This is a genomic window from Aeromonas sp. s5, assembly GCF_040907865.1.
In the GTDB taxonomy this organism is placed as follows: domain Bacteria; phylum Pseudomonadota; class Gammaproteobacteria; order Enterobacterales; family Aeromonadaceae; genus Aeromonas; species Aeromonas dhakensis.
On sequence record NZ_JBFOCO010000007.1, the window covers coordinates 32,119 to 56,006 of the forward strand.

The 23,888-nt window shown below is 62.8% G+C and carries 17 protein-coding genes and 4 tRNA genes; 12 read left to right on the forward strand and 9 right to left on the reverse strand.

Going from position 1 to position 23,888, the window contains the following annotated elements:
* The 3 genes from AB5Y94_RS05545 (at position 1) to AB5Y94_RS05555 (ending at position 2,606) form a co-directional block, all read left to right on the forward strand.
* On the forward strand, positions 1 to 663 hold the full coding sequence (locus AB5Y94_RS05545; protein ID WP_019839357.1) for a CatB-related O-acetyltransferase: 663 nt from the start codon (positions 1 to 3) through the stop codon (positions 661 to 663).
* Entirely contained in the window at positions 660 to 1,700 is a 1,041-nt protein-coding gene (locus AB5Y94_RS05550) for an alpha/beta fold hydrolase (RefSeq protein ID WP_368205155.1), read from the forward strand. Before AB5Y94_RS05545 ends, AB5Y94_RS05550 begins: the two co-directional genes overlap by 4 nt.
* Before the next feature lie 93 nt (positions 1,701 to 1,793).
* Positions 1,794 to 2,606, forward strand: coding sequence for a Cof-type HAD-IIB family hydrolase (locus AB5Y94_RS05555; RefSeq protein ID WP_017783517.1), 813 nt, complete (start codon positions 1,794 to 1,796; stop codon positions 2,604 to 2,606).
* Between the two features lie 81 nt (positions 2,607 to 2,687).
* On the opposite strand, the gene AB5Y94_RS05560 is transcribed toward AB5Y94_RS05555, so the two are convergent.
* From AB5Y94_RS05560 to AB5Y94_RS05570, 3 genes are read right to left on the reverse strand one after another with little or no spacing between them, the layout of a single operon-like run.
* Positions 2,688 to 3,965: a sigma-54 dependent transcriptional regulator gene (locus AB5Y94_RS05560; protein WP_017780336.1), complete on the reverse strand. Its 1,278-nt coding sequence runs from the start codon at positions 3,963 to 3,965 to the stop codon at positions 2,688 to 2,690.
* Positions 3,949 to 6,384 (reverse strand): ATP-binding protein, encoded by a 2,436-nt coding sequence (locus AB5Y94_RS05565; protein ID WP_324040031.1) that lies wholly within the window; start codon positions 6,382 to 6,384, stop codon positions 3,949 to 3,951. The genes AB5Y94_RS05560 and AB5Y94_RS05565 overlap by 17 nt, the downstream gene beginning before the upstream one ends.
* Positions 6,381 to 7,640, reverse strand: a complete 1,260-nt coding sequence (locus tag AB5Y94_RS05570) for an ABC transporter substrate-binding protein (protein WP_195879602.1) — start codon at positions 7,638 to 7,640, stop codon at positions 6,381 to 6,383. The genes AB5Y94_RS05565 and AB5Y94_RS05570 overlap by 4 nt, the downstream gene beginning before the upstream one ends.
* Before the next feature lie 314 nt (positions 7,641 to 7,954).
* Here AB5Y94_RS05570 and AB5Y94_RS05575 point away from each other — a divergent pair, with 314 nt between their 5' ends.
* Positions 7,955 to 9,292, forward strand: coding sequence for an MFS transporter (locus AB5Y94_RS05575; RefSeq protein ID WP_054543771.1), 1,338 nt, complete (start codon positions 7,955 to 7,957; stop codon positions 9,290 to 9,292).
* Between the two features lie 71 nt (positions 9,293 to 9,363).
* Here AB5Y94_RS05575 and AB5Y94_RS05580 read toward each other — a convergent pair whose 3' ends face one another.
* The 6 genes from AB5Y94_RS05580 to AB5Y94_RS05605 all read right to left on the reverse strand — a co-directional run bounded on the left by AB5Y94_RS05580 (position 9,364) and on the right by AB5Y94_RS05605 (position 11,010).
* Complete coding sequence (locus AB5Y94_RS05580) at positions 9,364 to 9,903, reverse strand: lectin (protein ID WP_005307089.1); 540 nt, start codon at positions 9,901 to 9,903, stop codon at positions 9,364 to 9,366.
* Positions 9,903 to 10,337 carry a ricin-type beta-trefoil lectin domain protein gene (locus AB5Y94_RS05585; RefSeq protein WP_010635629.1) on the reverse strand — a complete coding sequence of 145 codons (435 nt, stop codon included), beginning with the start codon at positions 10,335 to 10,337 and terminating at the stop codon, positions 9,903 to 9,905. Before AB5Y94_RS05585 ends, AB5Y94_RS05580 begins: the two co-directional genes overlap by 1 nt.
* A gap of 223 nt (positions 10,338 to 10,560) precedes the next feature.
* Positions 10,561 to 10,637: transfer RNA gene (locus AB5Y94_RS05590), tRNA-Pro, on the reverse strand.
* 64 nt (positions 10,638 to 10,701) lie between these two features.
* Positions 10,702 to 10,787, reverse strand: a tRNA-Leu gene (locus AB5Y94_RS05595).
* A gap of 20 nt (positions 10,788 to 10,807) precedes the next feature.
* Positions 10,808 to 10,883: transfer RNA gene (locus AB5Y94_RS05600), tRNA-His, on the reverse strand.
* Positions 10,884 to 10,933: 50 nt separating this feature from the next.
* Positions 10,934 to 11,010: transfer RNA gene (locus tag AB5Y94_RS05605), tRNA-Arg, on the reverse strand.
* A 260-nt stretch (positions 11,011 to 11,270) separates the two neighbouring features.
* Here AB5Y94_RS05605 and AB5Y94_RS05610 point away from each other — a divergent pair.
* From AB5Y94_RS05610 to kdpB, 8 genes are all read left to right on the forward strand, one after another.
* A complete protein-coding gene (locus AB5Y94_RS05610; RefSeq protein ID WP_019839352.1) occupies positions 11,271 to 11,834 on the forward strand; it encodes a TetR/AcrR family transcriptional regulator in 564 nt (187 codons plus the stop codon).
* A gap of 32 nt (positions 11,835 to 11,866) precedes the next feature.
* Positions 11,867 to 12,973 carry an efflux RND transporter periplasmic adaptor subunit gene (locus AB5Y94_RS05615; RefSeq protein ID WP_005307097.1) on the forward strand — a complete coding sequence of 369 codons (1,107 nt, stop codon included), beginning with the start codon at positions 11,867 to 11,869 and terminating at the stop codon, positions 12,971 to 12,973.
* Positions 12,974 to 12,988: 15 nt separating this feature from the next.
* Positions 12,989 to 16,069, forward strand: a complete 3,081-nt coding sequence (locus tag AB5Y94_RS05620; RefSeq protein WP_368205156.1) for a multidrug efflux RND transporter permease subunit — start codon at positions 12,989 to 12,991, stop codon at positions 16,067 to 16,069.
* A gap of 122 nt (positions 16,070 to 16,191) precedes the next feature.
* The gene (locus AB5Y94_RS05625; protein ID WP_368161125.1) at positions 16,192 to 18,159 is read left to right on the forward strand and encodes an ATP-binding protein; all 1,968 of its coding nucleotides are present in this window, start codon (positions 16,192 to 16,194) and stop codon (positions 18,157 to 18,159) included.
* 76 nt (positions 18,160 to 18,235) lie between these two features.
* The gene (gorA, locus tag AB5Y94_RS05630) at positions 18,236 to 19,585 is read left to right on the forward strand and encodes a glutathione-disulfide reductase (RefSeq protein ID WP_368161123.1); all 1,350 of its coding nucleotides are present in this window, start codon (positions 18,236 to 18,238) and stop codon (positions 19,583 to 19,585) included.
* A gap of 109 nt (positions 19,586 to 19,694) precedes the next feature.
* Positions 19,695 to 19,940: a hypothetical protein gene (locus tag AB5Y94_RS05635; RefSeq protein WP_368161121.1), complete on the forward strand. Its 246-nt coding sequence runs from the start codon at positions 19,695 to 19,697 to the stop codon at positions 19,938 to 19,940.
* Between the two features lie 10 nt (positions 19,941 to 19,950).
* Positions 19,951 to 21,645 carry a potassium-transporting ATPase subunit KdpA gene (gene kdpA, locus AB5Y94_RS05640; protein ID WP_368205157.1) on the forward strand — a complete coding sequence of 565 codons (1,695 nt, stop codon included), beginning with the start codon at positions 19,951 to 19,953 and terminating at the stop codon, positions 21,643 to 21,645.
* 55 nt (positions 21,646 to 21,700) lie between these two features.
* Positions 21,701 to 23,758, forward strand: coding sequence for a potassium-transporting ATPase subunit KdpB (gene kdpB / locus AB5Y94_RS05645; RefSeq protein WP_017787854.1), 2,058 nt, complete (start codon positions 21,701 to 21,703; stop codon positions 23,756 to 23,758).
* Positions 23,759 to 23,888: the final 130 nt, after the last annotated feature.

A 23,888-nucleotide genomic window follows, 5' to 3' on the forward strand; every position in this document is an offset into this window, starting at 1 on the left:
ATGAATAGTCCCTTTGGCAGCTGGCTGGAGTCCCAGGTAATACGGGAGCATCTCAGCAACCCCAATATCGAGGCGGGCGACTACAGCTACTACTCCGGCTACTACCATGGCAAGACGTTCGAGGATCACTGCGTACGCTATCTGCTGGGTGACGGCTCGACCCGGGAGACCTGGGAGAGCGGCATCTGGGGCGAGGTGGATCGCCTGCTCATCGGCAAGTTCTGCTCCATCGGCTCGGGTGCCACCTTCCTGCTGGCCGGCAATCAGGGCCATCGCATGGAGTGGGTATCCACCTTCCCGTTCGATCCGGCCACCTTTGGCGACGGGGTGCAGAGCGGCTTTCAGCGCAAGGGGGATACCCGGGTCGGCAATGATGTCTGGATCGGCTCGGAAGCCATGATCATGCCCGGCATCACCATAGGCGATGGCGCCGTTATCGCCACCCGCGCCGTGGTCACCCGGGATGTGGAGCCCTACACCATAGTCGGCGGCAACCCGGCCAAGCCGATCCGTCGCCGCTTCGGCGATGAGCAGATTGCCCTGCTGCAAGAGATGCGGTGGTGGGACTGGCCGCTGCCGCGCCTGCAGGCGGCCATGCCGCTGCTCTGCTCGGGCGACATCGAGGGGCTTTACCAGCACTGGCAGCAAGAGTCGGCATCATGAAGCTGATGTCGCCCGCCCTGCTGGCCCTGACCCTGTTTTCTGCCGGAGCCCTCGCCGTGAACAATCCCTACCAGCTGACGCCGGAAGCCGACGTCGCCACCCTCCATCAGCATACGCTCCCCGACTTCTGGCGCCAGCACGCCGTCGAGAGCGCCTTCAAGGGCAAGGATGGCGTCACCATCCGCTATGCCGCCCTGCGCCAGGCCAAGGTCGATCGCGCCATCCTCATCGTCAACGGCCGGGTCGAAAGCTACCTCAAGTATCAGGAGCTGGCCTGGGATCTGTGGCGTCAGGGTTACAGCCTCTACCTCATCGACCACCGCGGCCAGGGCTTGTCCGATCGGCTGCTGGCCGACCCGGAGAAGGGATATGTCGACCAGTTCGACGATTATGTGCTCGATCTCAAGCAGTTTCATGACGAGGTGATCGCCCAGGATCAGCCCGCCAAGCTGTTCCTGCTGGCCCACTCCATGGGCGGCGCCATCTCGGCCCGCTATCTGGAGCGCTGGCCCGGTGACATCGAGGCGGCCGTGCTCTCCTCCCCCATGATGGGCATCAACCTGGGCGGCCTGCCCAAGTGGCTGGCCAAGGGGCTGGCGGCCACCATAGGCACGGTCGGCGGCTGGCTGGGCGAGCCTCCTTACGGCCCGAGCCAGGGCCCGTACGAGAGCCACGACTTTGCCGACAACGGTCTGAGCCACAGCGAAGCCCGCTATCAGGCCTTCCGCGAGCTCTATGAGCAGCGCCCGCAGATCAAGCTGGGGGGCGCCACCGCCCACTGGATCTATCAGGGGCTGACGGGGGCGGACGCCGCCGTGGCCGAGGCCGGAGCCATCAAGACGCCGCTGCTGCTGCTGCAGGCTGGCGACGACGGCGTGGTGGACAACGCGGCGCAGGACGCCTTCTGCGCGCTCGCCCGCTGCGAAGGGGGCAAGCCGCTGCGCATCGAAGGGGCCTGGCACGAGCTGTTCATGGAGGCCGATCCCCAGCGCCAGGCCGCGCTCAACGCTACCCTGGCCTTCTTCGCGCGCTACTGACGTCTGGTTATTTTTTGTATCCCTAAATAAATGGGGTCGCGGGAGCGGTTGCTGTACACTGCTCCCGCTTTCATTCGTAACCCCGAGGTGATGATGTATAAGGTCGTTGTATCTGATCTCGATGGCACCCTGCTCAACGGGCAGCACCAGATCTCCCCCCGCACCCGCGATACCCTGCACCGTCTGGTGGATCAGGGAGTCAAGTTCGTGGTGGCCACCGGCCGTCACCATGTGGATGTGCGCAGCATCCGCGACACGCTCGGGCTCGACATCTATCTCATCACCTCCAACGGCGCCGTGGTGCACGACAAGCAGGATCAGCTGATCTTCAACCAGGCCCTGCCGGACAGCGTGGCGGCCGAGCTGATCGCGCTGGAGCGCGACCCCTCCATCCACATCAACCTCTACTACGGCGACGAGTGGCTGGTAGAAGAGGAGATGCCCTGGCTGCTGCAGTTCCATCATGAATCCGGCTTCAGCTATCGCCTGACCGATCTCGCCAGCCACCCGCTGGACAAGGTCAACAAGGTGTTTTACATCGGCGAGCACGAGAAGCTGCTGCAGATCGAGGCAGAGCTGAACCAGCGTTATGGTGATCGGCTCAACGTCACCTTCTCCCTGCCGGACTGTCTCGAGGTGATGCACGCCGGGGTGCACAAGGGCAATGCGGTGCGCGCCGTGCTGGAGCAGCACGGGCTGGAGATGTCCCAGGCGGTGGCCTTCGGCGATGGCATGAACGACTTCGAGATGCTGAGCATGGTCGGCCGCGGCGTGGTGATGGGCAATGCCCACGACCGGCTCAAGCTGGCGCTGGCCAACCACGAGCAGACCCTGAGCTCCGACGAGGACGGCGTCGCCGTCTATCTGGAGCAGCTGTTCGCCCTGCAGGGCGTCGACGTCGCCTGAGACAAGGCGCCATGAGCCACGCTGCGGCTCATGGCGTGCTCCCGCCCGGATAATCCTCCGAACGAGCAGGCCGGCAACCCCTCAGGTGGCCGGCTTGAACTGCTCCTTGTCGAGCTGGTGCTTCTTCATGCGCAGGTAAAGCTTCTTGCGCGGAATGCCGAGGTACTGGGCGGCGTCGGTCACCCGGCCGGAGAAGAGGAACAGGGTATCCTCGATCACCCGCCGCTCGAACTCCTCCACCAGATCGTCCAGCGGCTCCTTGCCGCTGGCCAGCGGCATGGCCCGCTCCGCACCGGCCAGCTTGACGATCCCCACCGCATAGAGCTCGGCCACGTTGCGCAGTTCACGCAGATTGCCGGGCCACTGATGCCGCTTGAGCGTCTCCAGATAGGCGCGATCCACCGCCGGCACCGGCCGGCCGATACGCTTGCAGCCCTGTCGCAGAAAGGCCCGGAACAGGGGAATGATGTCGCAGCTGCGCTCCACCAGCCGCGGCAGCCTGAGCCGCACCTGAGAGAGGAAGTAGTAGAGCTCAGGCATCAGCTGCTGGCGCTCCACCAGCGCCTCCGGCGACTCCTCGAACAGCGCTATGGTGCGCAGCGACTTGCCTCCCTTGCGCTCCTGATCCAGCAGGTGGTTGCCGAGCCAGCGCTGGCAGTCGGCACTCAGGCGGGCCGGGGATTGCAGCACCAGGGTGCCCTGCTCGGCCTGCGCCAGGCTGGCCTGCACCTCGGCCAGACTAGGAGCCGACCCGCAGTCGTGCAGCTGGAAGGCCTGCTCTCGCCGGGCACTGATCCTGTGCAGCAGCCGGGCCAGGGTGTGGCGGCCAGAGCCGGCCGGCCCCTCCAGCAGCAGATCCTTGTCGGTCTGCGCCAGCTGGTTGAGCTGGCCGCGGATCGCCACTATCTGCGGGCTGGTGCCGATCAGTTCGTCATCCACCGTCGCCTGGATCTCGCTGCGGCGCGCCAGCACGGCGCTGCGCTGCTGGCAGGCCCGCTCCAGCAGGCCCAGCAGATCCTGGGGATGGAGCGGTTTCTCCAGAAAGTCGAACGCCCCCTGCTTCACCGCCTTCACCGCCAGCGGGATGTCGCCATGGCCGGTGATCATGATCACCGGGATCTCGGCATCTATCTCGTGCACCCGAGTCAGCAGCTCCATGCCGTTCATGGCGGGCATGTAGATGTCAGAGACCAGCACCCCGGGCCACTGGCCGGCCAGTAGTTCCAGCGCCTCGTGGGGGGAGGTGGTCGCCCTCGGCTGGTAGCCGGAGAGCCGCAACAGGTGGCAATAGGACTCCAGCACGTCCTCGTCATCGTCCACCAGCAGCACGTTGGCGGGACGGTTAGCGGGCAACAGCATAGATGGCACTCTCCTCGTTCTGATGGGCGTTCGACCCGGCAGGGTCGACCGCCGTCAATTCCACTATCACCATGGCGCCGCCAGTCAGCGCCGAGCCCAGCATGATCTCGCCGCCGCAGCGGGTCAGCAGGGAGCGGCAGATGGTCAGCCCCAACCCCAGTCCAACCTCCTTGGAGGTAGTGAAGGGGGTGAACAGCCTGGGCAGGATCGCCTCGCCAAAGCCGGCACCGCTGTCGACCACCGCCAGTCGCAGCCGGGCCTCGCTTCGTTCCAACAGCTGCAGCCGGATCTCCCGCCGCGCCAGCCCAGCCACCGCGTCCAGTCCGTTTACCAGCAGGTTGACCAGCACCTGCTCCAGCAGCACGGGGTCGGTCTCGAGCCAGAGCCCCTCCGGCAACTCGTTGCAGAGGGTGCAGCCATCGCGTTTCGCCCGCGTCTCCAGCAGCAACATGGCCTGTTCGGCCAGCGCCCCCAGCTCGAGCCGGACCCGCACCTCCTCGGCCGGCGACTTGCGAGCGAAATGGCGCAGCGCATTGATGATGCGGCTCATGCGCCGCCCCAGCTTGTCGAGCTTGCCCAGATCCTGGTCCAGCGCCTGCAGCTGACCGGCGGCGAGGGCCGCCCGGCTGGTGTAGAGGTAGGTCATCATCGCCGACAGCGGCTGGTTCAGCTCGTGGGCCAGGCTGGTCATCGCCTGCCCCACCACCGCCATCTTGGCCGCCTGGATCAGCTCATCCTGGGTCTGCAACAGGGTGCGCTCCGCCTGCTGGCGCTGTACCACCTCCTCCGCCAGCAGCCGGTTGTTCTCGGTCAACTCGCGGGTACGCTCCGCCACCCGCAGGCTGAGCTCCCTGGCCGTCAGCTCCTGGCGGGTGACATCCGTGATGGTGATGATGAATCTGTACCCGCGCCCCTGTTCGAAGCGGCGCAGGTTGAGATGCAGGAAACGGGGCGTCTCGTCCTGATCGCAGGCCAGGGTGCACTCGCTGTGGCCGAGCCGGTGCAGCGGCTGGTCCGCCCCGAACTGATCCGCCAGCATCGCCCTCGCCGCTGGCGGAAAGGCCTGCCACAACGGCCGGCCCGGCTCGATGCCGGTCTGCCGGAACAGGGTGAGCGCGCTCGGGTTGACCGACTCTATGGTGCCATCAGGATGGCAGGTGATGAGGCAGGCCTGGGTGTTGTTGATGAGGTTGAGGGCGTTGGCCCGCTCCATCTGCTGCAACTGCTGGCTGAAGTGGCGCAAACTGTCGCCCAGTCGGCCGATCTCGTCCCGGCCGCTGGTGCTGACCGGCACGTCCAGCCGGCCCGCCGCGACCCTGTCCAGCTCCTGCCCCAGCAGGTCGAGCCGCTTGATCAGCCGGCGGCCGATCAGCACCACCAGCACGAAGATGCTGAGCAGCAGGGTGAGCACCAGCACCACCAGGATCACCAGCTTGCCGGTCGCCACCTGCTGGCTGCTGTCCTCCCCCAGCGCGCTGAGGGAGCGGTTGGCGTCGCTCACCATCAGACTGACCTTCTGGTGATAGCGCGACACGGCGTCGTCCAGCCGGGGGCGCAGGGCCGTCAGCTGCTGATGGGTCTGCACATCCGCCAGCAGCAGCCGGTGCAGCGGGCCGTCCGGCTTCACCAGGGTGATGATGTCCTGCAGGATCTGGCGGTAGCTCACGGTCGAGGGGTACTCCGCTAGCCGCGAGGTCAGCTCGTCTATCTCGTCGATCTTGTAGCCGATGAACAGGAAGGCGCTCTCCAGATCCTGCTGATAACGCTGGGCGATCACCTCGCCGACCAGGGACTGCAGCTCGTTCTCCTTGAAGGTGAGATCCTGCAGGGCGGAGAACTCCTTGATGACGTTGCCAAACTCGCTCATGTCGTCCGGGCTGGCCACCATGCCGGTCAGGTGCCACTCCACCTCCTGCAGCAGAGGGGCGGCATCGTCCACCAGATCCTGATGCAGCCAGTTGCTGCGCTTTTGCAGTTGCTGCAGGGTTTCGGCGTGCTCGATCTGCTGCTTGAGGTAGCGCCCGTGATCCGCCACCAGCGCGCTCAGCTCCTCGAACGCCTGGCGTTGCGAGGGTGTCTCCTGATCCCCCGGGGTGCCCAGCCGGTAGGCACGCTGGATGTCCCCCAGGGTGGTCGACACCGAGTGGGAGAGGCGCTGATACTGCACCGGATCCCGGGTATCGCGCAGCTGGGCCAGCAACAACAACAGGCGGGAACTGGCCCGCTCCAGCTGATAGGCGTTGTCGATGGCGGGCAGGCTCTCCTCCACGATGAGGTGGATCTGCCGGCCCAGCCGATCCCACATCACATAGGCGGCCATGCCCATGGCGCCGGTCAGGGCGGTGATGGCCACGAAGGCGAGGATGAGCCGCCGCCCCAGGCTGCGCGGCATGGCCAGCAGGTGCCCCAGCCGGCTCATGGCCTGGCCGCCTGTTCGACCAGCCGCTGCGCCTCGTTCAGCCGCGCCTCGGTCGCCTGGCGCCACTGGTGCATCACCCGCTCCGCCTGCGGATTGCCCTGCTCCCGGTCATAGAGGCCGTCAAACAGCGCCAGCAGGGCCGGATCCTGCGCCTCCTGCTCGCTCAGCGGCGGCATGCTCGCCTTGGCGACGGCCTGCTCCAGCAGTGCAACCCGCCAGGGCTCGCCATGGGTATTCAACCCGTTGATCCCCTGCCAGGTCATCTTCAGCCTGGGCAGCTGCTGGGTGATGGTCTGCTCGAACAGGGCCTTGAGCAGGCCTGCCCGTCGATAGAGCAGCGTCTTGTCGGTGACGTAGCGGGTCTGCCTGGCCAGCCCGGGCTGGCTCAGCGTGGCCTTGGCCATGCCGGGTGTGGCGAGGATCCCCTGCCCCTTGTCGGAGAGCAGGTACTGGATGAAGAGGGCGCCACTGTGCGGATTGTCCGAGCGACGGGGTACCCCCAGGTAGGTCGGCAGGATCACCGAGTCCGGCATGATGTTGAAGCCGACATGATCGAAGCGGGCCTGGCTGGTGAGGGCGTAGCTGTCGATCACCGGGCCGGCCCCCGCCAGACCGCGGCTGATGCCGTCGCTCACCCCGAAGCTGCGCGCCGTGATGGCCGACAGGTTGCCACCCAGGCGCATCAGCAGGGCCCAGCCCTGCTGCCAGCCATATTGCTGCAGCACGCTCTCCACCATCATGTGGGTGGTGCCGGACTGAGAGGGCGAGCTCATCATCACGTGCCCCATGAAGAGCGGGGACGCCAGTTGCTGCCAGCTGGTGGGCTGCGGCAGCTGATATTTGGCCAGATAATGGCGGTTATACATGATGCCACTGCTGGAATAACCGACCACGGCCACTTTATTGCCCAGCCCCAGGGTATGGGGAGCGAGCCATTTGGGCGGCATAGTTTCATTTGGCAAAGCCGCCAACAAACCGGCTTTGTCCAGCGTGTTAAAAAAAGTCGGCGAAGAGGACATGATAATATCGACTTGCGGTGCATCGGCCTCCGTTAATAAGCGCAGGGAGGGAATGGTGCGCCGATAAATAACTTCGACCCGGATCCCGGGATATTGTTCGGCAAAGCCCTCGATCACCGCCTTGACCGGCGCCTCCGAAAACGAGGTGAGCACCGTCAGTGAAGCGGCCTGCAGGGTGCTGAATGGCAACAAAACGCTGCCCATGAACAGGGCCAGCCGGCGGCAAAAGAGGTGCATGACTATCGGTCGACTCGCGCGTTAATTCAGGAATATGTGCAGTACATCTAATATTCGGCACATGCCGTAATTTTTATTTTCACGAGGATGAGCCAGTTCTGACTCATTATGCCTCGGCACGCGGCTATTGTTATTCATCGAATATCAATAGGACAGTTCAAATATGTCATTTTTGACTCATGGTTTTCCCATGATTGAGTCAGAGTTGACCCATATCCGGCTTTTTGCCGGCTGAATTTCTCCCTTCATATGATGGCAGCCGCTATCAGAGCTCCCTCTGAAACCATGCTGCCAAAATAGAAACGGAGAACCCCATGTTCAACTTCTTCAAGACGCGAGCCGACCTGCCGGTCATGGATGCCTCGCCCGATAAAATCCGCTCGATTTACCGCAAGTACCAGTGGCAGGTCTTCCTGGGGCTGGTACTGGGCTATGCCATGTTCTATGTCGTGCGCATGAGCCTCAACGTGGTCAAGAAACCCATGCTCGACTCCGGCGTGGTGACCCTGGAGGAGCTGGGGGTCATCGGCTCCGCCTTCCTGTTCACCTACGCCGTCGGCAAGTTCTCCAACGGCTTCCTCTCCGACTACGCCAACATAGGCCGCTTCATGTCGGTCTCGCTGGGGCTCTCGTCCATCTGCACCATCCTGATGGGCATGAACACCGCCACCTTCTTCCTGGTGCTGATGTGGGGCCTGAACGGCTGGTTCCAGTCCGTCGGCTCCGCCCCCTCCTGCGTCTCCATCTTCCAGTGGTTCTCCCCCAAGCAACGGGGCTCGGTCTACTCGGTCTGGGGTGGCTCGCGCAACATAGGGGAAGGCATCTCCTGGATCCTGACCGCCACCATCGTCAGCTACTTCGGCTGGAAGGCCGGCTTCATCGGCGCCGGCATCGCCTCCCTGATCGCCGCCCTGTGCATGTATCTGGTGCTGAAGGATCGGCCGCAGACCTACGCCCTGCCGGAGCCGGCCGTCGCCTTTGGTGAAGCCCCCGAGATCGCCAAGAAAGTGGATCCGGCCGAAATCCGCCGCGCCCAGCTGTTCGTGCTCAAGCAGCCCGTCGTCTGGCTCATCGCCGCCGCCTGCGCCTGCATGTACATGTCCCGCTACGCCATGAGCTCCTGGGCCGTGCTCTACCTGCAGGAGCAGAAGGGTTACAGCCTGATCGACGCCGGTTTTGCCATGTCGGCCTACCCCATCGCCGGCTTCCTCGGCGCCATCCTGGCCGGGATCATCTCCGACAAGCTGTTCAACGCCAACCGCCACATCCCTACCCTGCTGTACGGATTGGCCAACGTGGCCGGAATGTGCCTGATGTTCTGGGGCCCGCAGAGCCGCATGATGGATGCCGTCGCGCTGGCCCTGATCGGCTACGCCATCGGTGGTCTGGTGGTGTTCCTGGCCGGCCTGACCGCCTGCGACCTGATGCCCAAGACGGCGGTCGGTGCCGTGAAAGGCTTCATCGGCCTCTGCTCCTACATCGCCGCCTCCATCCAGGAGCTGGTCTCCGCGGCCCTCATCAAGACCAGCGAGATCGACGGCGTGACCCACTATGACTTCAGCAGTGCCCAGTACTTCTGGCTCGGAGCCTCCGTGGTCTCCATGCTGCTCGCCATGACGGTGTGGAACGCCAAAAAAGTCGTCAACTACTGATCCCCGTTCACCGGGACACGCCAAAAAACAATGCCAGTCAGTTGATGCTGACTGGCATTGGCAATCCGGGGTTACTTTCTTCGAAAGCGCTGGTTGTCGCCCCCATGGCACTGCCAGAGGATCAGGGGAGTACCATTGGCACTGCCATCCTTGGATACGTCCAGACAGAGGTGACTGCTGCGGCTGACCAGCCGATCCCGCTCCCAGCGCCACTGCTGATTGCTGCCGCCATGGCAATCCCAGGCGATCACCCTGGCCCCGGTGTCGCGATCGCCGCCGGCCACATCCAGGCACTTGCCGCCGACCTTCACCGCCTTGCCATCCAGACGAAAGCGCTGGTTCTCTCCGCCGTTGCAGTCCCAAAGCTGCAACTGGTTGCCATTGCGCACGCCACCGGCAATGTCGAGGCATTTGCCATTGGCTGCCAGCAACTGCCCCCCCGACTCTTCTCGCTTGCGGGCTTCCTTCTTCTCCTGCTTGTGGTCGTAGTAGGCGGCAGCACCTATGGCACCGATCACCACGGCCCCCAGCAGAAAATCCGAAGAGTCCAGACTCTGGCACCCTCCCAGCGAAAGCGAGAGACAGGCGGCAATCAAAGGAGATGGACGCATCACTCAATCCCCCCGACCAGGAAGCTCTGATTGGCACCGCCATAGCACTCTGCCAAACGCAAGGGCGTATTCGGGGTATGACGCCTCCCCGCGACATCCAGACAACGGGAGGCCTTGTTGTTGAACAGCTTGTCCTCCCGCCACACCCACTGGGCATGACCATCGCAGGGAGCCAGGATCAGCTCATTGCCGCTTCTGGCCTGCAGGCATGTCTCCTGCATCTTCAGCTCCCCCAGCGCCCACTCAAACGACCTGGTGTCTTTGCCACCGCACACCTGGGTGACGGCCTGCTGCCCGGCAACACCGACACAGAAGCCGTTGTAGGTCAGCAAGAGGGAGGAGGCAGACTCGCTCTGCGATTGGGAGACCATGGAGTTCATCACCTCATCCATCGGCGGCTTGAGGGTACAACCGCCCAGCAGCAGGGCGGCCATGACTGCGGGTCTGCAGGAGAAAATCGAGATTTTGTTATGCATAAAAAAGCCTGAAAGAGGTCTGTGACATCCGGTCACCAAGGACTCCAGCTGGCAGGATAACTGAAGGGGGGACAAGACTGCCCGGATAGAGTGTAAACAAACGTTACAGCGGCGCGGCAAGCCGGGATGATAGGCAAGGCAGAAAGCAAAAAACCCCGCCGAAGCGAGGTTTTTCAGAATGTGGTCGGTGATAAAGGATTCGAACCTTTGACCCTCTGGTCCCAAACCAGATGCGCTACCGGGCTGCGCTAATCACCGAGAATATTTTGATTCTACAAAAAACAAAGACGACCATGCGGTCATCCTCGTTATACAGCAAGTATGGTGCGAAGAGAGGGACTCGAACCCTCACACCCGGGGGGCACTAACACCTGAAGCTAGCGCGTCTACCAATTCCGCCACCTTCGCGTACCTGACAAGCTGTAAAATGGGGTGGCTGATGGGGCTCGAACCCACGACAACCGGAATCACAATCCGGGACTCTACCAACTGAGCTACAGCCACCACAGCTGTTTTCGTTCTTCAACTCGCCCGTTTAACCGGCGCACTTTTGATGGTGCGCCCGACAGGATTCGAACCTGTGACCTCTGCCTCCGGAGGGCAGCGCTCTATCCAGCTGAGCTACGGGCGCTACGCTGTCGAACGGGGCGCAATATTAATGATGAGGACCCACCTTGTCTACCCTTTTTTTATCAAGCCGAATCAACCGCTTGTTTTTCCATCGTTTATGGCTTTTTTTAAGCGATTTTGTGTTATTCAGGCCGGTTCCGGCCCCTCCCCGCTACTTTTCCCCCCACCCCATTTTGCTGACAGCGATGGGCAAAACTTGACTTGCCTCAAAGCCTCCCTAGAATGAATGAACGTTCATTCAGTCGTTGTGATCATCCAATCATGAACAAGAAAGAACGCATTTTCGATGCGGCTCATGAAGTACTCGGCGAACAGGGTTTCCACGGCCTCTCCATTGCCGTGGTGGCCAAGAAAGCCAGGGTGGCGGCAGGCACCATCTATCGCTATTTCAGCGACAAGGATGACCTGATCCGTCAACTCTATCGGCACACCATCCTCCAGTGTCATCCCCTGGTCATGGAAGGCGTGCAGACAGAGGAGGTATCGTTCGAACAATTTCGGCGGCTGTGGCTCAACATCCACGCCATCTTTGTCGACGAACCGAACGCGCTCAAATGCAAATTGCAGTATGAAACATCCCCGCTGGGAGCGGAGCTGGAGCAGGACCCGGTCATCCAGGCCGCCTGGGCCCCGCTGGATCGCTTCTACGAACGGGGGATAGAACAGGGCCTGTTTATCGACCTGCCCGTTCGGGTACTGCAGGTGCTGAGCCTGGACTGTGTGGCGAACCTGGCGTTGCAAAGCCAGGTGCACCAATTCGAACTGACGCAAGAGCAGCTGGAAGCCGTGATCCGGGCCAGCTGGCGAGCCATTTTGACCCCTTAAACATTGCACTCATATCTCAGGAGCGAGAGTTCATGAAAAAGTGGATGAGCATCATGTTGCTCATCGCGCTGGCCCTGTTCGGCAGCGTGATTGGCTTCAACCTGTTCAAGCAAAAGATGATAGCCAACTACATGGCCAACATGCCGGAGCCCGAGTTCCCGGTCACCACCCACAAGGTGGAGACCCGTGACTGGGTACCGACCATCGAGGCGATCGGCTTCATCGAACCCAATCAGGGGGTGACCCTGTCGACCGAGCAGTCCGGTACCATCGACAGCATCTCCTTCGAATCCGGCGCCACCGTCAAGCTGGACCAGCTGCTGCTGAGCCTGGACGCCAGCGTCGAGAAGGCCAACCTGCGCGCCTCCATGGCCAAGCTGCCGGCGGCCAAGGCCAAGTACGAACGCTACCAGAACCTGTTTACCAAGGGTTCCATCTCCCGCGACCAGCTGGATGATGCCGAGGCGACCTATCGTTCCCTCGAGGCCGACATTGAGAGCCTGAAATCGACCATCGCCCGCCGCGAAGTGCGCGCACCGTTTGCCGGCGTGGTCGGCCTGCGCAACGTCTTCCTCGGCCAGTACCTGCAACCGGGCACCGACATAGTGCGGCTGGAAGACACCAGCGTGATGCGCCTGCGCTTCACCGTGCCGCAGACCGACATCTCCCGCATCAGCCTGAATCAGGAGATCCGGATCAACGTGGATGCCTACCCGAACCGCCAGTTCAAGGGTCACATCAGCGCCATCGAGCCGGCCGTCAACTACCAGAGCGGCCTGATCCAGGTGCAGGCGAACATCCCCAACAACGACGGCCTGCTGCGCTCCGGCATGTTTGCCCGCGCCAGCATCCTGCTGCCGGCCCAGAAGGACCAGATAGTGCTGCCGCAGACCGCCATCACCTTCACCCTGTACGGCGAGAACGTCTACCTGGTCAAGGAGCAGGACGGCGTGAAGCGCGTCGAGCAGGTGGTGGTCAAGGTGAGCGAGCGCAAGGGCAACGATGCCCACGTGGTCTCCGGCATCAAGGCGGGTGACGAAGTGGTCATGTCCGGCCAGGTACGCCTGAGCAACGGCGCCAAGGTAAAAATCGTGCAGGACCAGGGTCTGAAGGTTCCTGACCAGGCTCCCATGCTCTAAAACGCGGAGAGACAGATGCGCTTTACCGACATATTCATCAAACGGCCCATCCTGGCCATCTCGATCAGCTTCCTGATCGCGTTGCTGGGTTTGCAGGCCGTGTTCAAGATGCAGGTGAGGGAATACCCCGAGATGACCAACACGGTCGTCACGGTCAGCACCAGCTATTACGGCGCGAGTGCCGACCTGATCCAGGGCTTCATCACCCAGCCACTGGAACAGGCCATCGCCCAGGCGGACAACATCGACTTCATGACGTCGTCCACCCAGCTCGGCAGCTCCACCATCACCGCTTACATGAAGCTCAACACCGATCCCAACGCCGCCCTGTCCGACATTCTGGCCAAGGTCAACTCGGTGCGATCCCAGCTGCCCAAGGAGTCGGAAGACCCCTCGGTCACCATGTCCACCGGCTCCACCACGGCGGTGCTCTACATCGGCTTCACCAGCCCAGAGCTCAACGCCAGCCAGATCACCGACTACCTGGAGCGGGTCATCAAACCCCAGCTCTTCACCGTCGGCGGCGTCTCCAAGGTCGACATGTACGGCGGTACCAAGTACGCCCTGCGGGTATGGCTGGATCCGGCCAAGATGGCGGCGTTCAACCTGACTGCCGCGGACGTGATGAACGTGCTCAACAGCAACAACTATCAGTCCGCCACCGGCCAGGCCACCGGCTACTTCACCCTCTACAACGGCAACGCCGAGACCCAGGTCAACACCACCGAGGAGCTCGAGCGCCTGGTGGTCTCCACCCGTGACGGCAAGGTGATCCGCCTGGCCGACATCGCCAAGGTGACCCTGGAGAAGAGCCACGACACCTATCGCGCCACCGCCAACGGCCGCGAGGCCGTGGTACTGGCCATCAACGCGGCGCCGACCGCCAACCCGATCAACATCGCCCACGACGTGCTGGCGATGCTGCCGAGCCTGAAGAGCAACATGCCGAGCACCATGGAGGCCAACGTCCTCTATGACTCCACCGTGGCCATCAACGAATCGATCCACGAGGTGATCAAGACCATCGCCGAGGCAGCCGCCATCGTGCTGGTGGTGATCACCCTGTTCCTCGGCTCGTTCCGCGCGGTCATCATCCCGATTATCACCATCCCGCTCAGTCTGATCGGCGTGGTGATGGTGATGCAGATGTTCGGCTTCTCCATCAACCTGATGACCCTGCTGGCCATGGTGCTGGCCATCGGCCTGGTGGTGGATGACGCCATCGTGGTGCTGGAGAACGTGGATCGTCACGTCAAAGAGGGGGAAGATCCGTTCCGTGCCGCCATCATAGGCACCCGCGAGATCGCCGTGCCGGTCATCGCCATGACGGTCACCCTGGCCGCCGTGTACGCGCCGATCGCCCTGATGGGGGGCATCACCGGCTCCCTGTTCAAGGAGTTCGCGCTGACCCTGGCGGGCGCCGTGTTCGTCTCCGGCATCATAGCCCTGACTCTGTCGCCCATGATGTGCGCCAAGATGCTCAAGGCCAACGAGGAGCCGGGCAAGTTCGAAAGCACGGTACACCACCTGCTCGAACGCATGACGGTGCGTTACGACGCCATGCTGCACGCCGTGATGCAAAAGCGCATCGTGGTGGTGCTGTTCGCCGTTATCGTGTTCGCCAGCCTGCCGATGCTGTTCAAGTTCATCCCGAGCGAGCTCGCGCCGAACGAGGACAAGGGCGTCATGGCCGTGCTGGGGACCGCCCCCTCCAACGTCAACCTGGACTATATCCAGGGGACCATGGAGCAAGTGAACAAGGTGCTGGACTCCCAGCCGGAAGTGGCCTTCTCCCAGGTCTTCTCCGGGGTGTTCAACGCCAACCAGGCGTTCGGTATCGCCTCCATGGTGCCGTGGAGCCAGCGTGAAGCGAGCCAGAAAGAGGTGCTGGACCGGGTGGCCGGGCTGGTGAAAGACGTGCCCGGCATGTCCATCACCACCTTCCAGTTCCCGGAACTGCCAGGCGCCTCGAGCGGCCTGCCGGTACAGTTCGTCATCACCACGCCGAACAACTTCGAGAGCCTCTATCAGGTGGCCAGCGAGATCCTGACCGCAGCCCAGGGGAGTGGACGCTTCGTCTACTCCGAGCTGGACCTGCAGTACGACTCCGCCACCATGAAGATCAAGATCGACAAGGACAAGGCGGGTGCCTACGGCATCACCATGCAGGACATCGGCATCACCCTGGGCACCATGATGTCGGACGGTTACGTCAACCGTATCGACCTTGATGGCCGCTCCTACGAGGTGATCCCGCAGGTCGAGCGCAAATACCGCCTCAACCCCGAGTCGATCAAGGGCTACTACGTGCGGGCGGCCGATGGCAAATCCATCCCGCTCGGCAGCCTGATCAGCATCGAGGTGATCGGTGAGCCGCGCTCCCTGCCCCACTTCAACCAGCTCAACTCCGCCACCATAGGTGCCGTGCTGATGCCTGGCACCACCATGGGTGACGCCATCAGCTGGCTCAACACCACGGCGGACGAGAAGCTGCCGCAGGGCTACCGTTACGACTTCATGGGCGAGGCCCGCCAGTTCGTGACCGAGGGCAGCGCCCTGTACGCCACCTTCGGTCTGGCGCTGGCCATCATCTTCCTGGTGCTGGCGATCCAGTTCGAATCGGCTCGTGACCCGCTGGTGATCATGGTCTCCGTGCCGCTGGCCATCAGCGGGGCATTGATCGCCCTGGCCTGGGGTGCCGCCACCATGAACATCTACTCCCAGGTGGGTCTGATCACCCTGGTCGGCCTGATTACCAAGCACGGCATCCTGATCTGTGAAGTGGCGAAGGAGGAGCAGCTGCTGCACGGACGCAACCGGATAGAAGCCGTCATGACCGCCGCCAAGGTGCGTCTGCGGCCCATCCTGATGACCACGGCCGCCATGATCGCCGGTCTCATCCCGCTGCTCTATGCCACGGGGGCCGGGGCTGCCCAGCGCTTCAGCATCGGCATCGTGATCGTGGCCGGTCTGGCCATAGGTACCGTGTTCACCCTGTTCGTACTGCCGGTGATCTACACCTACCTGGCCTCCGAACACAAACCGCTGCCGGTATTTGATGAATCCATTCCGCCCAAGGCGAAAGGGAGTCATTAAAAACCTTTTTGAATCAACAAGGCCCCGTTTTGGGGCCTTGTTTTTATCACGCGAACGAAACACGACATAAGTGCATGAAGCAGTTAAACTAAATGGCAATATATCCAGACCGCAAGGACGCCATGTCAGGACTCTTCTCCAAGACCGCTAGGGCCGTCGGCCGTAACGGACTCTCATACCGCCTGCTCTCCTACATTCTGGTGTGCAGTACCGTATTGGCGATGATCATTACGGTGTTGCAGCTTGCCTGGGATTACCGTAAGGACGTGGCCGTCATCGAGGACAGCATCGGCCAGATCGAGGCCTCCTTCCTGCAGCCCATCGCCGCCAGCCTGTGGAACCTGGATGAAGAGCAGGTGAAGGTGCAGATCGAGGGCATCATGAACCTGCCCAACATGCAGTTCGTGATGGTGAAGGAGATGCTCGGCAACTCGGAAGTGCCGCTGCTGACCCAGGGGGTGGAGCGGGAAAGTTACGACATCTCCCGCGAGTTCAACCTCACCTATCAGGGCGAGGTGGTGGGCAAGCTGTTCGTCGCCGCTTCGCTGGAGCAGATCTACCAGCGCCTCATCGAAAAATCCGTGCTCATCATGGTCAGCCAGACCATCAAGACCCTGGTGGTCTCGTTTTGCATCCTGATCATCATTTATTACCTGGTGGTGCGTCACCTCAACCGCATCGCCCACTACGCCCAGAAGTTGAATCTGGACCGGCTCACCAACGAGCTGACTCTGGAGGGGCGCACACTGCCCCGCAAGAAACCCGACGAGCTCGACACCCTGGTCGCCACCCTCAACCAGATGCGCACCCGGCTGCTCGACGAATTTGCGGCGCGCCATCAGGCCGCCGAACAGCTGCAGCAGGAGCGGGACTTCTCCGCCACCCTGATCAACTCAGCCAACATGGTCATCTGCTGCATGGAGCCGGACCTCAACATCGCCAGCATCAACCCGGCGGCCATACTGCTGACCGGCTACCACCAGCAGGAGATACTGCAGCACAACTGGCTGGATCTGTTCGTCAGCAAGGAGCAGCGCGACCAGCTGGCGGCCACCCTGGCCGATCACGGCTCCATCGAAGACAAAGAAGTCATGATGCATGACCAGCAGGGCCACGAGCTGGTGCTGCAGTGGACCTTCGCCCCCTTCTATGAAGGGCCCAACCTCAAATACCTGATCGGCTTCGGCTACGACATCACCCGCCTCAAGAAGGTGGAGCGGGAGATCATCCAGCTCAACGAACAGCTGGAGGGCAAGGTGGTGGAGCGTACCCGCAGCCTGAGCGATGCCAACGACCAGCTGGGCAAGGCCTACGACGATCTGAAACAGGCCCAGCAGACCCTGGTGGAGTCGGAGAAGATGGCTTCCCTCGGTTCCCTAGTGGCCGGCGTGGCCCACGAGATCAACACCCCCATCGGCATCAGCGTGACCGCCTCCTCCTACCTGCAGGAGCGGGTGGCTGACTTCAAGCAACACATCGAATCCAAGCAGCTGTCGCGCTCCTATCTCACCGAATTCACCGTCAATCTGGATGAATCCATGCAGCTGCTGCAGGGCAACCTGCGCCGCGCCTCCGAGCTCATCGCCAGCTTCAAGCAGGTGGCGGTGGACCAGTCGTCCGAGGCACGCTACAACTTCAGCCTCGCCGACAACCTGCATCAGGTGGTGGTCTCCCTCGGTCACAAGCTGAAGAAGGCCCAGTGCGAGGTGGATATCCAGTGCGATCCCAAGCTGTCGATCTTCTCCTTCCCCGGCAGCTTCACCCAGATCTATTCGAACCTGATCCTCAACTCCATCAACCACGGTTTCGACAACTGGGACAAACCCAAGAAGATCACCATCAAGGTAGAGCAACAGGGTGAAGAGCTGCTGATCGACTACAGCGACAACGGCCGCGGCATCCCGCCCGAAATCTTGCCGCGCATCTTCGATCCCTTTGTCACCTCCAAGCGGGGTCAGGGCGGCAGCGGGCTCGGCACCCACATCATCTACAACCTGGTGGTGCAGCTGCTGCGTGGTCGCATCAACTGCATCAGCGAACCGGAGCAAGGCGCCCAGTTCCATATTCGCCTGCCGATCCAACATAACTGAGTGCTGGCTCTTGTGAGCCAGCCGCTTTATCCCCATCATGCTGTGATTGCATTCTTAATGAGCGGAGAACCTCGCAATGGCACAGCATTTTGACTATATCGCCATCGGCGGCGGCAGCGGCGGCATCGCCTCGGCCAACCGGGCTGCCATGTACGGTAAGAAAGTTGCCCTGATTGAAGCCAAAGAGTTGGGTGGAACCTGCGTCAACGTCGGCTGCGTGCCGAAGAAGGCCATGTGGTATGCCGGCCAGATCGCCGATGCCCTGAAATATGGCGCCGACTACGGCTTCGACACCACTCTCAACCACTTCAGCTGGGCCAAGCTGGTCGAGTCCCGCCAGGCCTATATCGGCCGCATTCATCAGTCCTACCAGAACGTGCTGGGCAAGAACCAGATCACTGTCATCAAGGGCTTCGCCCGCTTCGTCAGCAGCAACACCATCGAGGTGAACGGCGAGCAGTACAGCGCCGATCACATACTGATCGCCACCGGCGGTCGCCCCGAAGTGCCGGCCATTCCGGGTGCCGAGCTGGGCATCGACTCCGACGGTTTCTTCGAGTTGCAAGAACAGCCCAAGCGGGTTGCGGTGGTGGGTGCCGGTTATATCGCGGTGGAGATCGCCGGCGTGATGCAGGCGCTCGGCTCCGAAACCCACCTGGTGGTGCGCAAGCACGCGCCGCTGCGCAACTTCGATCCCATGATCCACGAGACTCTGGTGGAAATCATGGCGCAGGAAGGACCCAAGCTGCACACCCACGCCATTCCGAAAGCCGTGGTCAAGAACGCCGATGAGAGCCTGACTCTGCAGCTGGAAGATGGTCGCCACCTCACCGTCGACTGCCTGATCTGGGCCATCGGCCGCGTCCCAGCCACCGACAACCTCAACCTGGCCGCCACCGGTATCACGCTCGACGAGAAGGGCTTTATCCCGACCGACAAGTTCCAGAATACCACCATCGCCAACCTCTATGCCGTCGGTGACAACACCGGCCGCATCCAGCTCACCCCGGTAGCCGTCGCGGCGGGCCGCCGTCTCTCCGAGCGGCTGTTCAACAACAAGCCCAATGAGCACCTCAACTACGATCTGGTGCCGACCGTGGTATTCAGCCACCCACCCATCGGCACCATAGGGCTGACCGAGCCGGAAGCCGTCGCCGAATACGGTGAAGATCAGGTCAAGGTCTACCGCAGCCAGTTCACCGCCATGTACTCGGCGCTGACCCAGCATCGCCAGCCCACCCGGATGAAGCTGGTCTGTGTCGGCCCCGAGGAGAAGGTGGTCGGCCTGCACGGCATCGGCTTCGCCATGGACGAAATCCTGCAGGGCTTCGGCGTCGCCATGAAGATGGGTGCCACCAAGGCGGACTTCGACAACTGCGTTGCCATTCACCCCACCAGCGCGGAAGAGTTTGTCACCATGCGCTGAGGGAGCTAGGGCATAGAGGTCAAACCGGCCACTGCGTTCCCACTCCCCATCCCACCAGCGCGGAAGAGTTTGTGACAATGCGCTAACCGCATCTCAAGGTCTCAGCGACTTGCTACCAAACCCGGCTCAGGCCGGGTTTTTCGATCTTTCCCCTCCCCCAAATCGCGCCCACACCTGCTTTTTTACGCCGATTTTACGCCTGCCAAATCCGGCTTTATGGCGCCTTTACGCCGGTTATTCCTACCATTTGGTCGTCAATTACACCAATGGAGTCGATATGAATTGGCTATATCTGCTGCTGGTCCTCGCCCTCGCGGGCTATCTGCTGCGCGCCCTCGCGCGCACCCATGAGTGAGGAACCGGATATGTGGCAAGAGATCATCTATCCCGTCGCGTTCGTACTGCTGGTGCTGCTGCCGGCGCCTCTGCTTGGCAACTACCTGTATCGGGTATTTGAGGGCAGGAGTCGCTGGCTGGCTCCCGTCGAGCGCGCCACCCTGGCCTGCTGCGGCACGGACGGGCGCGAGCAGGACTGGAAGTCCTACGCCCTCAGCCTGCTGGCCTTCAATGGCGCCGGCTTTGGCCTGCTGTTTCTGATCCTGATGGCTCAGGGGCTGCTGCCCCTCAACCCGCAACAGCTGCCCGGGCTGAACTGGCAACTCGCCTTCAACACCGCGGTCAGCTTCATGACCAATACCAACTGGCAGGCCTACTCCGGCGAGGCCAGCCTCTCCTACTTCAGCCAGATGGTGGGGCTGACCACCCAGAACTTCGTCTCGGCCGCCACCGGCGCCGCCGTCGCCATCGCCCTGTTCCGCGGCATCGCCCGCCAGCAGACCACCCACCTCGGCAACTTCTGGCAGGATCTGGTGCGCTTCTGTCTCTACGTGCTGCTGCCGATGGCGCTGATCCTGGCGCTGCTGCTGGTCTGGCAGGGGGTACCCCAGAGCCTGTCGGCCTACCTGCCGTTCCACGCGCTGGAAGGCCAGGAGCAGCTGTTGCCGCTCGGCCCGGCGGCCTCACAGATCGCCATCAAGCAGCTCGGTTCCAACGGCGGTGGCTTCTTCGGCGTCAACTCGGCCCATCCGTTCGAGAACCCGACCGCCCTCTCCAACTGGCTGGAGATGGTCGCCCTGCTGACGCTGGCCGCCGCCATGGTCTGCACCCTGGGTCGCTACGTGAAGGACCTGGCCCACAGCCGCGCCATCCTTGTCGCCATGACCCTGATGATGGTGATCGGGCTCTTCGTCTCCATCACCCAGGAGCTGAAACCGGACCCAGCCCTCGCCCAGCTCACCACTGACGCCAGCAGCATGGCAGGAAACTGGGAAGGCAAGGAGAGCCGCTTCGGCCCCCTGCTCTCCAGCATCTGGGAAGTGGCGACCACCAGCGCCTCCAACGGCTCGGTCAACGCCATGCACGACAGCTTCACACCTCTCGGCGGCATGGTCGGCATGATCAACATGCTGCTCGGCGAGGTCATCTTCGGCGGGGTCGGCTCCGGCATCTACGGCATGATGCTGTTCGTGTTGCTGACCGTGTTCCTGTGCGGCCTGATGGTGGGGCGTACCCCGACCTATCTGGGCAAGCGGCTCGGCATCACCGAGATGAAATGGGTGGTCGCCAGCATGCTGGTGATGCCGGTCGGGGTATTGGTGATCGGCGGCATTACCCTGCTGATGCCGGACTCCGCCACCGTCATCGGTCACGACGGCCCCCACGGCCTGTCCCGACTGATCTATGCCTACGCCTCGGCCGCCGGCAACAACGGCTCCGCCTTCGCCGGCCTGGCCGCCGCCGACAGCTGGCAGTGCATCGCCATCGGGCTGGCCATGCTGCTCGGCCGCTTCGGCTACATCATTCCGGTGCTGGCCATCGCCGGCCAGCTGGCCCGCGCCCCGCGCCAGGAGCGAAGCGAAGGGGACTTCCCCGTCAGCGGCCCGCTCTTCATAACCCTGCTGATCGTCACCGTGCTGCTGATGGGGGGCCTCTCCTTCCTGCCGGTGCTGGCGCTGGGTCCGGTGGCGGAACACCTGAGCCTGCTGGGAGGTGCCTTCTGATGCTGCACACCTCACTGATCGCCGTGGTCAACTATTCGATGCTGGGAGCTTTCCAATGAGCAAGTCCGCTTCAATGAGCACCGACACCCTCAAGGTGAAGGGCAAGAAACAGAAATCACAGATCATGCAGGCCATGGTGGAAGCCCTCTATCGCTTCAACCCCAGGGCGCTGCTCGGCAGCCCCATCCTGTTCACCCTCTGGCTGGCGGCCGTGATGGCCAGCGTGGAATCCCTGCTGGGACAACCTGTCTCCGGCGTTGCCCCTTCGCTGGCCTGGCAGCTGACCGCCTGGCTCTGGCTCACCCTCTGGTTTGCCAACTTCGCCGAGACCCTGGCCGAGGGGCGCGGCAAGGCGCGGGCTGACAGCCTGAAGGCGGGCATGAGCCAGCTCAGGGCGCGTCGGGTCACCCATCCGCAGGATGACAAGGGGGAATGGGTGCCGGCCACCAGCCTGCGCAAGGGCGATCTGGTGCTGGTGCGCAGCGGCGAGATGATCCCCGCCGACGGCGAAGTGGTCGCCGGCATCGCTTCGGTCAACGAGGCCGCCATCACGGGGGAATCTGCTCCCGTCATCCGCGAGTCGGGCACCGATCGCAGCGGCGTGACCGGCAACACCACCGTCGTCTCCGACGAGATCTGGGTGCGCATCAGCAACAATCCGGGCGAAAGCACCCTGGATCGCATGATTGCGCTGGTGGAAGGGGCCAAGCGCCAGAAGACCCCCAACGAGATGGCGCTGGACGCCCTGCTGGTGGGGCTGACCCTGATCTTCCTGCTGGTGGTGGCCACCCTGCCCTGGTTCCTCGACTACAACGGCACCCAGGTGCCCCGACTCTACCTGCTGGCGCTGTTCATCACCCTGATCCCGACCACCATCGGTGGTCTGCTCTCCGCCATCGGCATCGCCGGCATGGACCGGCTGGTGAAGCTCAACGTGATAGCCAAGTCCGGCCGGGCGGTGGAGGCCGCCGGCGACGTGCGCACCCTGCTGCTGGACAAGACCGGCACCATCACCTTCGGCAACCGGATGGCGGATGAACTGATCCCGGCCCCCGGTATCGATCCGGCCCTGCTGGCCCAGGCCGCCATGCTGGCCTCGCTCGGTGACAACACGCCGGAGGGCAAATCCATCCTGACCCTGGCTGGCAAGAGCCACACCAGACCGAGCCAGCTGGAGAGCGACATCCTGATCCCCTTCAGCGCCGAGACCCGGCTGAGCGGGCTGGATCGCAACGGTCATCAATATCGCAAGGGGGCGGTGGATGCGGTGCTGCGCTACCTCTCCCTCGATCGCAAGGCGGTGCCCGAGCCCATTCTCAAGTCGGTGGACAGCATAGCTCGCCAGGGCGGCACCCCGCTGCTGGTCTGCACCCACGAGAAGCTGCTGGGGGTGGTGTTCCTCAAGGACATCATCAAGCCGGGCATCAAGGCCCGCTTCCAGATCCTGCGCCACATGGGGATCCGCACCGTGATGATCACCGGCGACAACCCGCTGACCGCCGCCGCCATCGCCGCCGAGGCCGGGGTGGACGACTTCATCGCCGAGGCGACACCGGAGAAGAAGCTGGCCTACATCCGCCAAGAGCAGGCCGACGGCCGGCTGGTGGCCATGTGCGGGGACGGCGCCAACGACGCCCCGGCGCTGGCTCAGGCCGACGTAGGGCTGGCCATGAACGAGGGCACCCAGGCCGCCAAGGAGGCGGGCAACCTGGTGGATCTCGACTCCAACCCCACCAAGCTGCTGGACGTGGTGCTGGTAGGCAAGCAGCTGCTGGTGACCCGTGGCGCCCTGACCACCTTCTCCATCGCCAACGACGTGGCCAAGTACTTCGCCATCCTGCCGGCCCTGTTCATCGCCGCCTATCCACAGCTGGGGGCGCTGAACCTGATGCAGCTGGGCAGCCCCGAGAGTGCCATCCTGTCGGCCATCATCTTCAACGCCCTGATCATCGTCGCGCTGGTGCCGTTGGCCCTGCGCGGGGTCAGCCTGCAGGGCACGGCGGCCAGCCTGCTGCGCCGCAACCTGCTGCTCTACGGTGTCGGTGGTCTGATAGTGCCCTTCATCGGTATCAAGTTGATCGACCTGGTTATCACCGGCCTGGGGCTGGTGTGATGAAAACGCCGCACGATTGTATCCACGGCCAGATCGTGCCCCCATGCATGGGCATCAAGTTGATCGACCTGGTCATCACCGGCCTGGGGCTGGTGTAACGGCATCACCGGATGCGGGGCAGACCCGCATC

Bases quoted from the DNA above. Each gene is read 5' to 3' on its own strand.
- AB5Y94_RS05545 (WP_019839357.1), top strand. From the start codon at position 1: ATGAATAGTCCCTTTGGCAGCTGGCTGGAGTCCCAGGTAATACGGGAG.
- AB5Y94_RS05550 (WP_368205155.1), top strand. From the start codon at position 660: ATGAAGCTGATGTCGCCCGCCCTGCTGGCCCTGACCCTGTTTTCTGCC.
- AB5Y94_RS05555 (WP_017783517.1), top strand. From the start codon at position 1,794: ATGTATAAGGTCGTTGTATCTGATCTCGATGGCACCCTGCTCAACGGG.
- AB5Y94_RS05560 (WP_017780336.1), bottom strand. From the start codon at position 3,965: ATGCTGTTGCCCGCTAACCGTCCCGCCAACGTGCTGCTGGTGGACGAT.
- AB5Y94_RS05565 (WP_324040031.1), bottom strand. From the start codon at position 6,384: ATGAGCCGGCTGGGGCACCTGCTGGCCATGCCGCGCAGCCTGGGGCGG.
- AB5Y94_RS05570 (WP_195879602.1), bottom strand. From the start codon at position 7,640: ATGCACCTCTTTTGCCGCCGGCTGGCCCTGTTCATGGGCAGCGTTTTG.
- AB5Y94_RS05575 (WP_054543771.1), top strand. From the start codon at position 7,955: ATGTTCAACTTCTTCAAGACGCGAGCCGACCTGCCGGTCATGGATGCC.
- AB5Y94_RS05580 (WP_005307089.1), bottom strand. From the start codon at position 9,903: ATGCGTCCATCTCCTTTGATTGCCGCCTGTCTCTCGCTTTCGCTGGGA.
- AB5Y94_RS05585 (WP_010635629.1), bottom strand. From the start codon at position 10,337: ATGGCCGCCCTGCTGCTGGGCGGTTGTACCCTCAAGCCGCCGATGGAT.
- AB5Y94_RS05610 (WP_019839352.1), top strand. From the start codon at position 11,271: ATGAACAAGAAAGAACGCATTTTCGATGCGGCTCATGAAGTACTCGGC.
- AB5Y94_RS05615 (WP_005307097.1), top strand. From the start codon at position 11,867: ATGAAAAAGTGGATGAGCATCATGTTGCTCATCGCGCTGGCCCTGTTC.
- AB5Y94_RS05620 (WP_368205156.1), top strand. From the start codon at position 12,989: ATGCGCTTTACCGACATATTCATCAAACGGCCCATCCTGGCCATCTCG.
- AB5Y94_RS05625 (WP_368161125.1), top strand. From the start codon at position 16,192: ATGTCAGGACTCTTCTCCAAGACCGCTAGGGCCGTCGGCCGTAACGGA.
- gorA (WP_368161123.1), top strand. From the start codon at position 18,236: ATGGCACAGCATTTTGACTATATCGCCATCGGCGGCGGCAGCGGCGGC.
- kdpA (WP_368205157.1), top strand. From the start codon at position 19,951: ATGTGGCAAGAGATCATCTATCCCGTCGCGTTCGTACTGCTGGTGCTG.
- kdpB (WP_017787854.1), top strand. From the start codon at position 21,701: ATGAGCAAGTCCGCTTCAATGAGCACCGACACCCTCAAGGTGAAGGGC.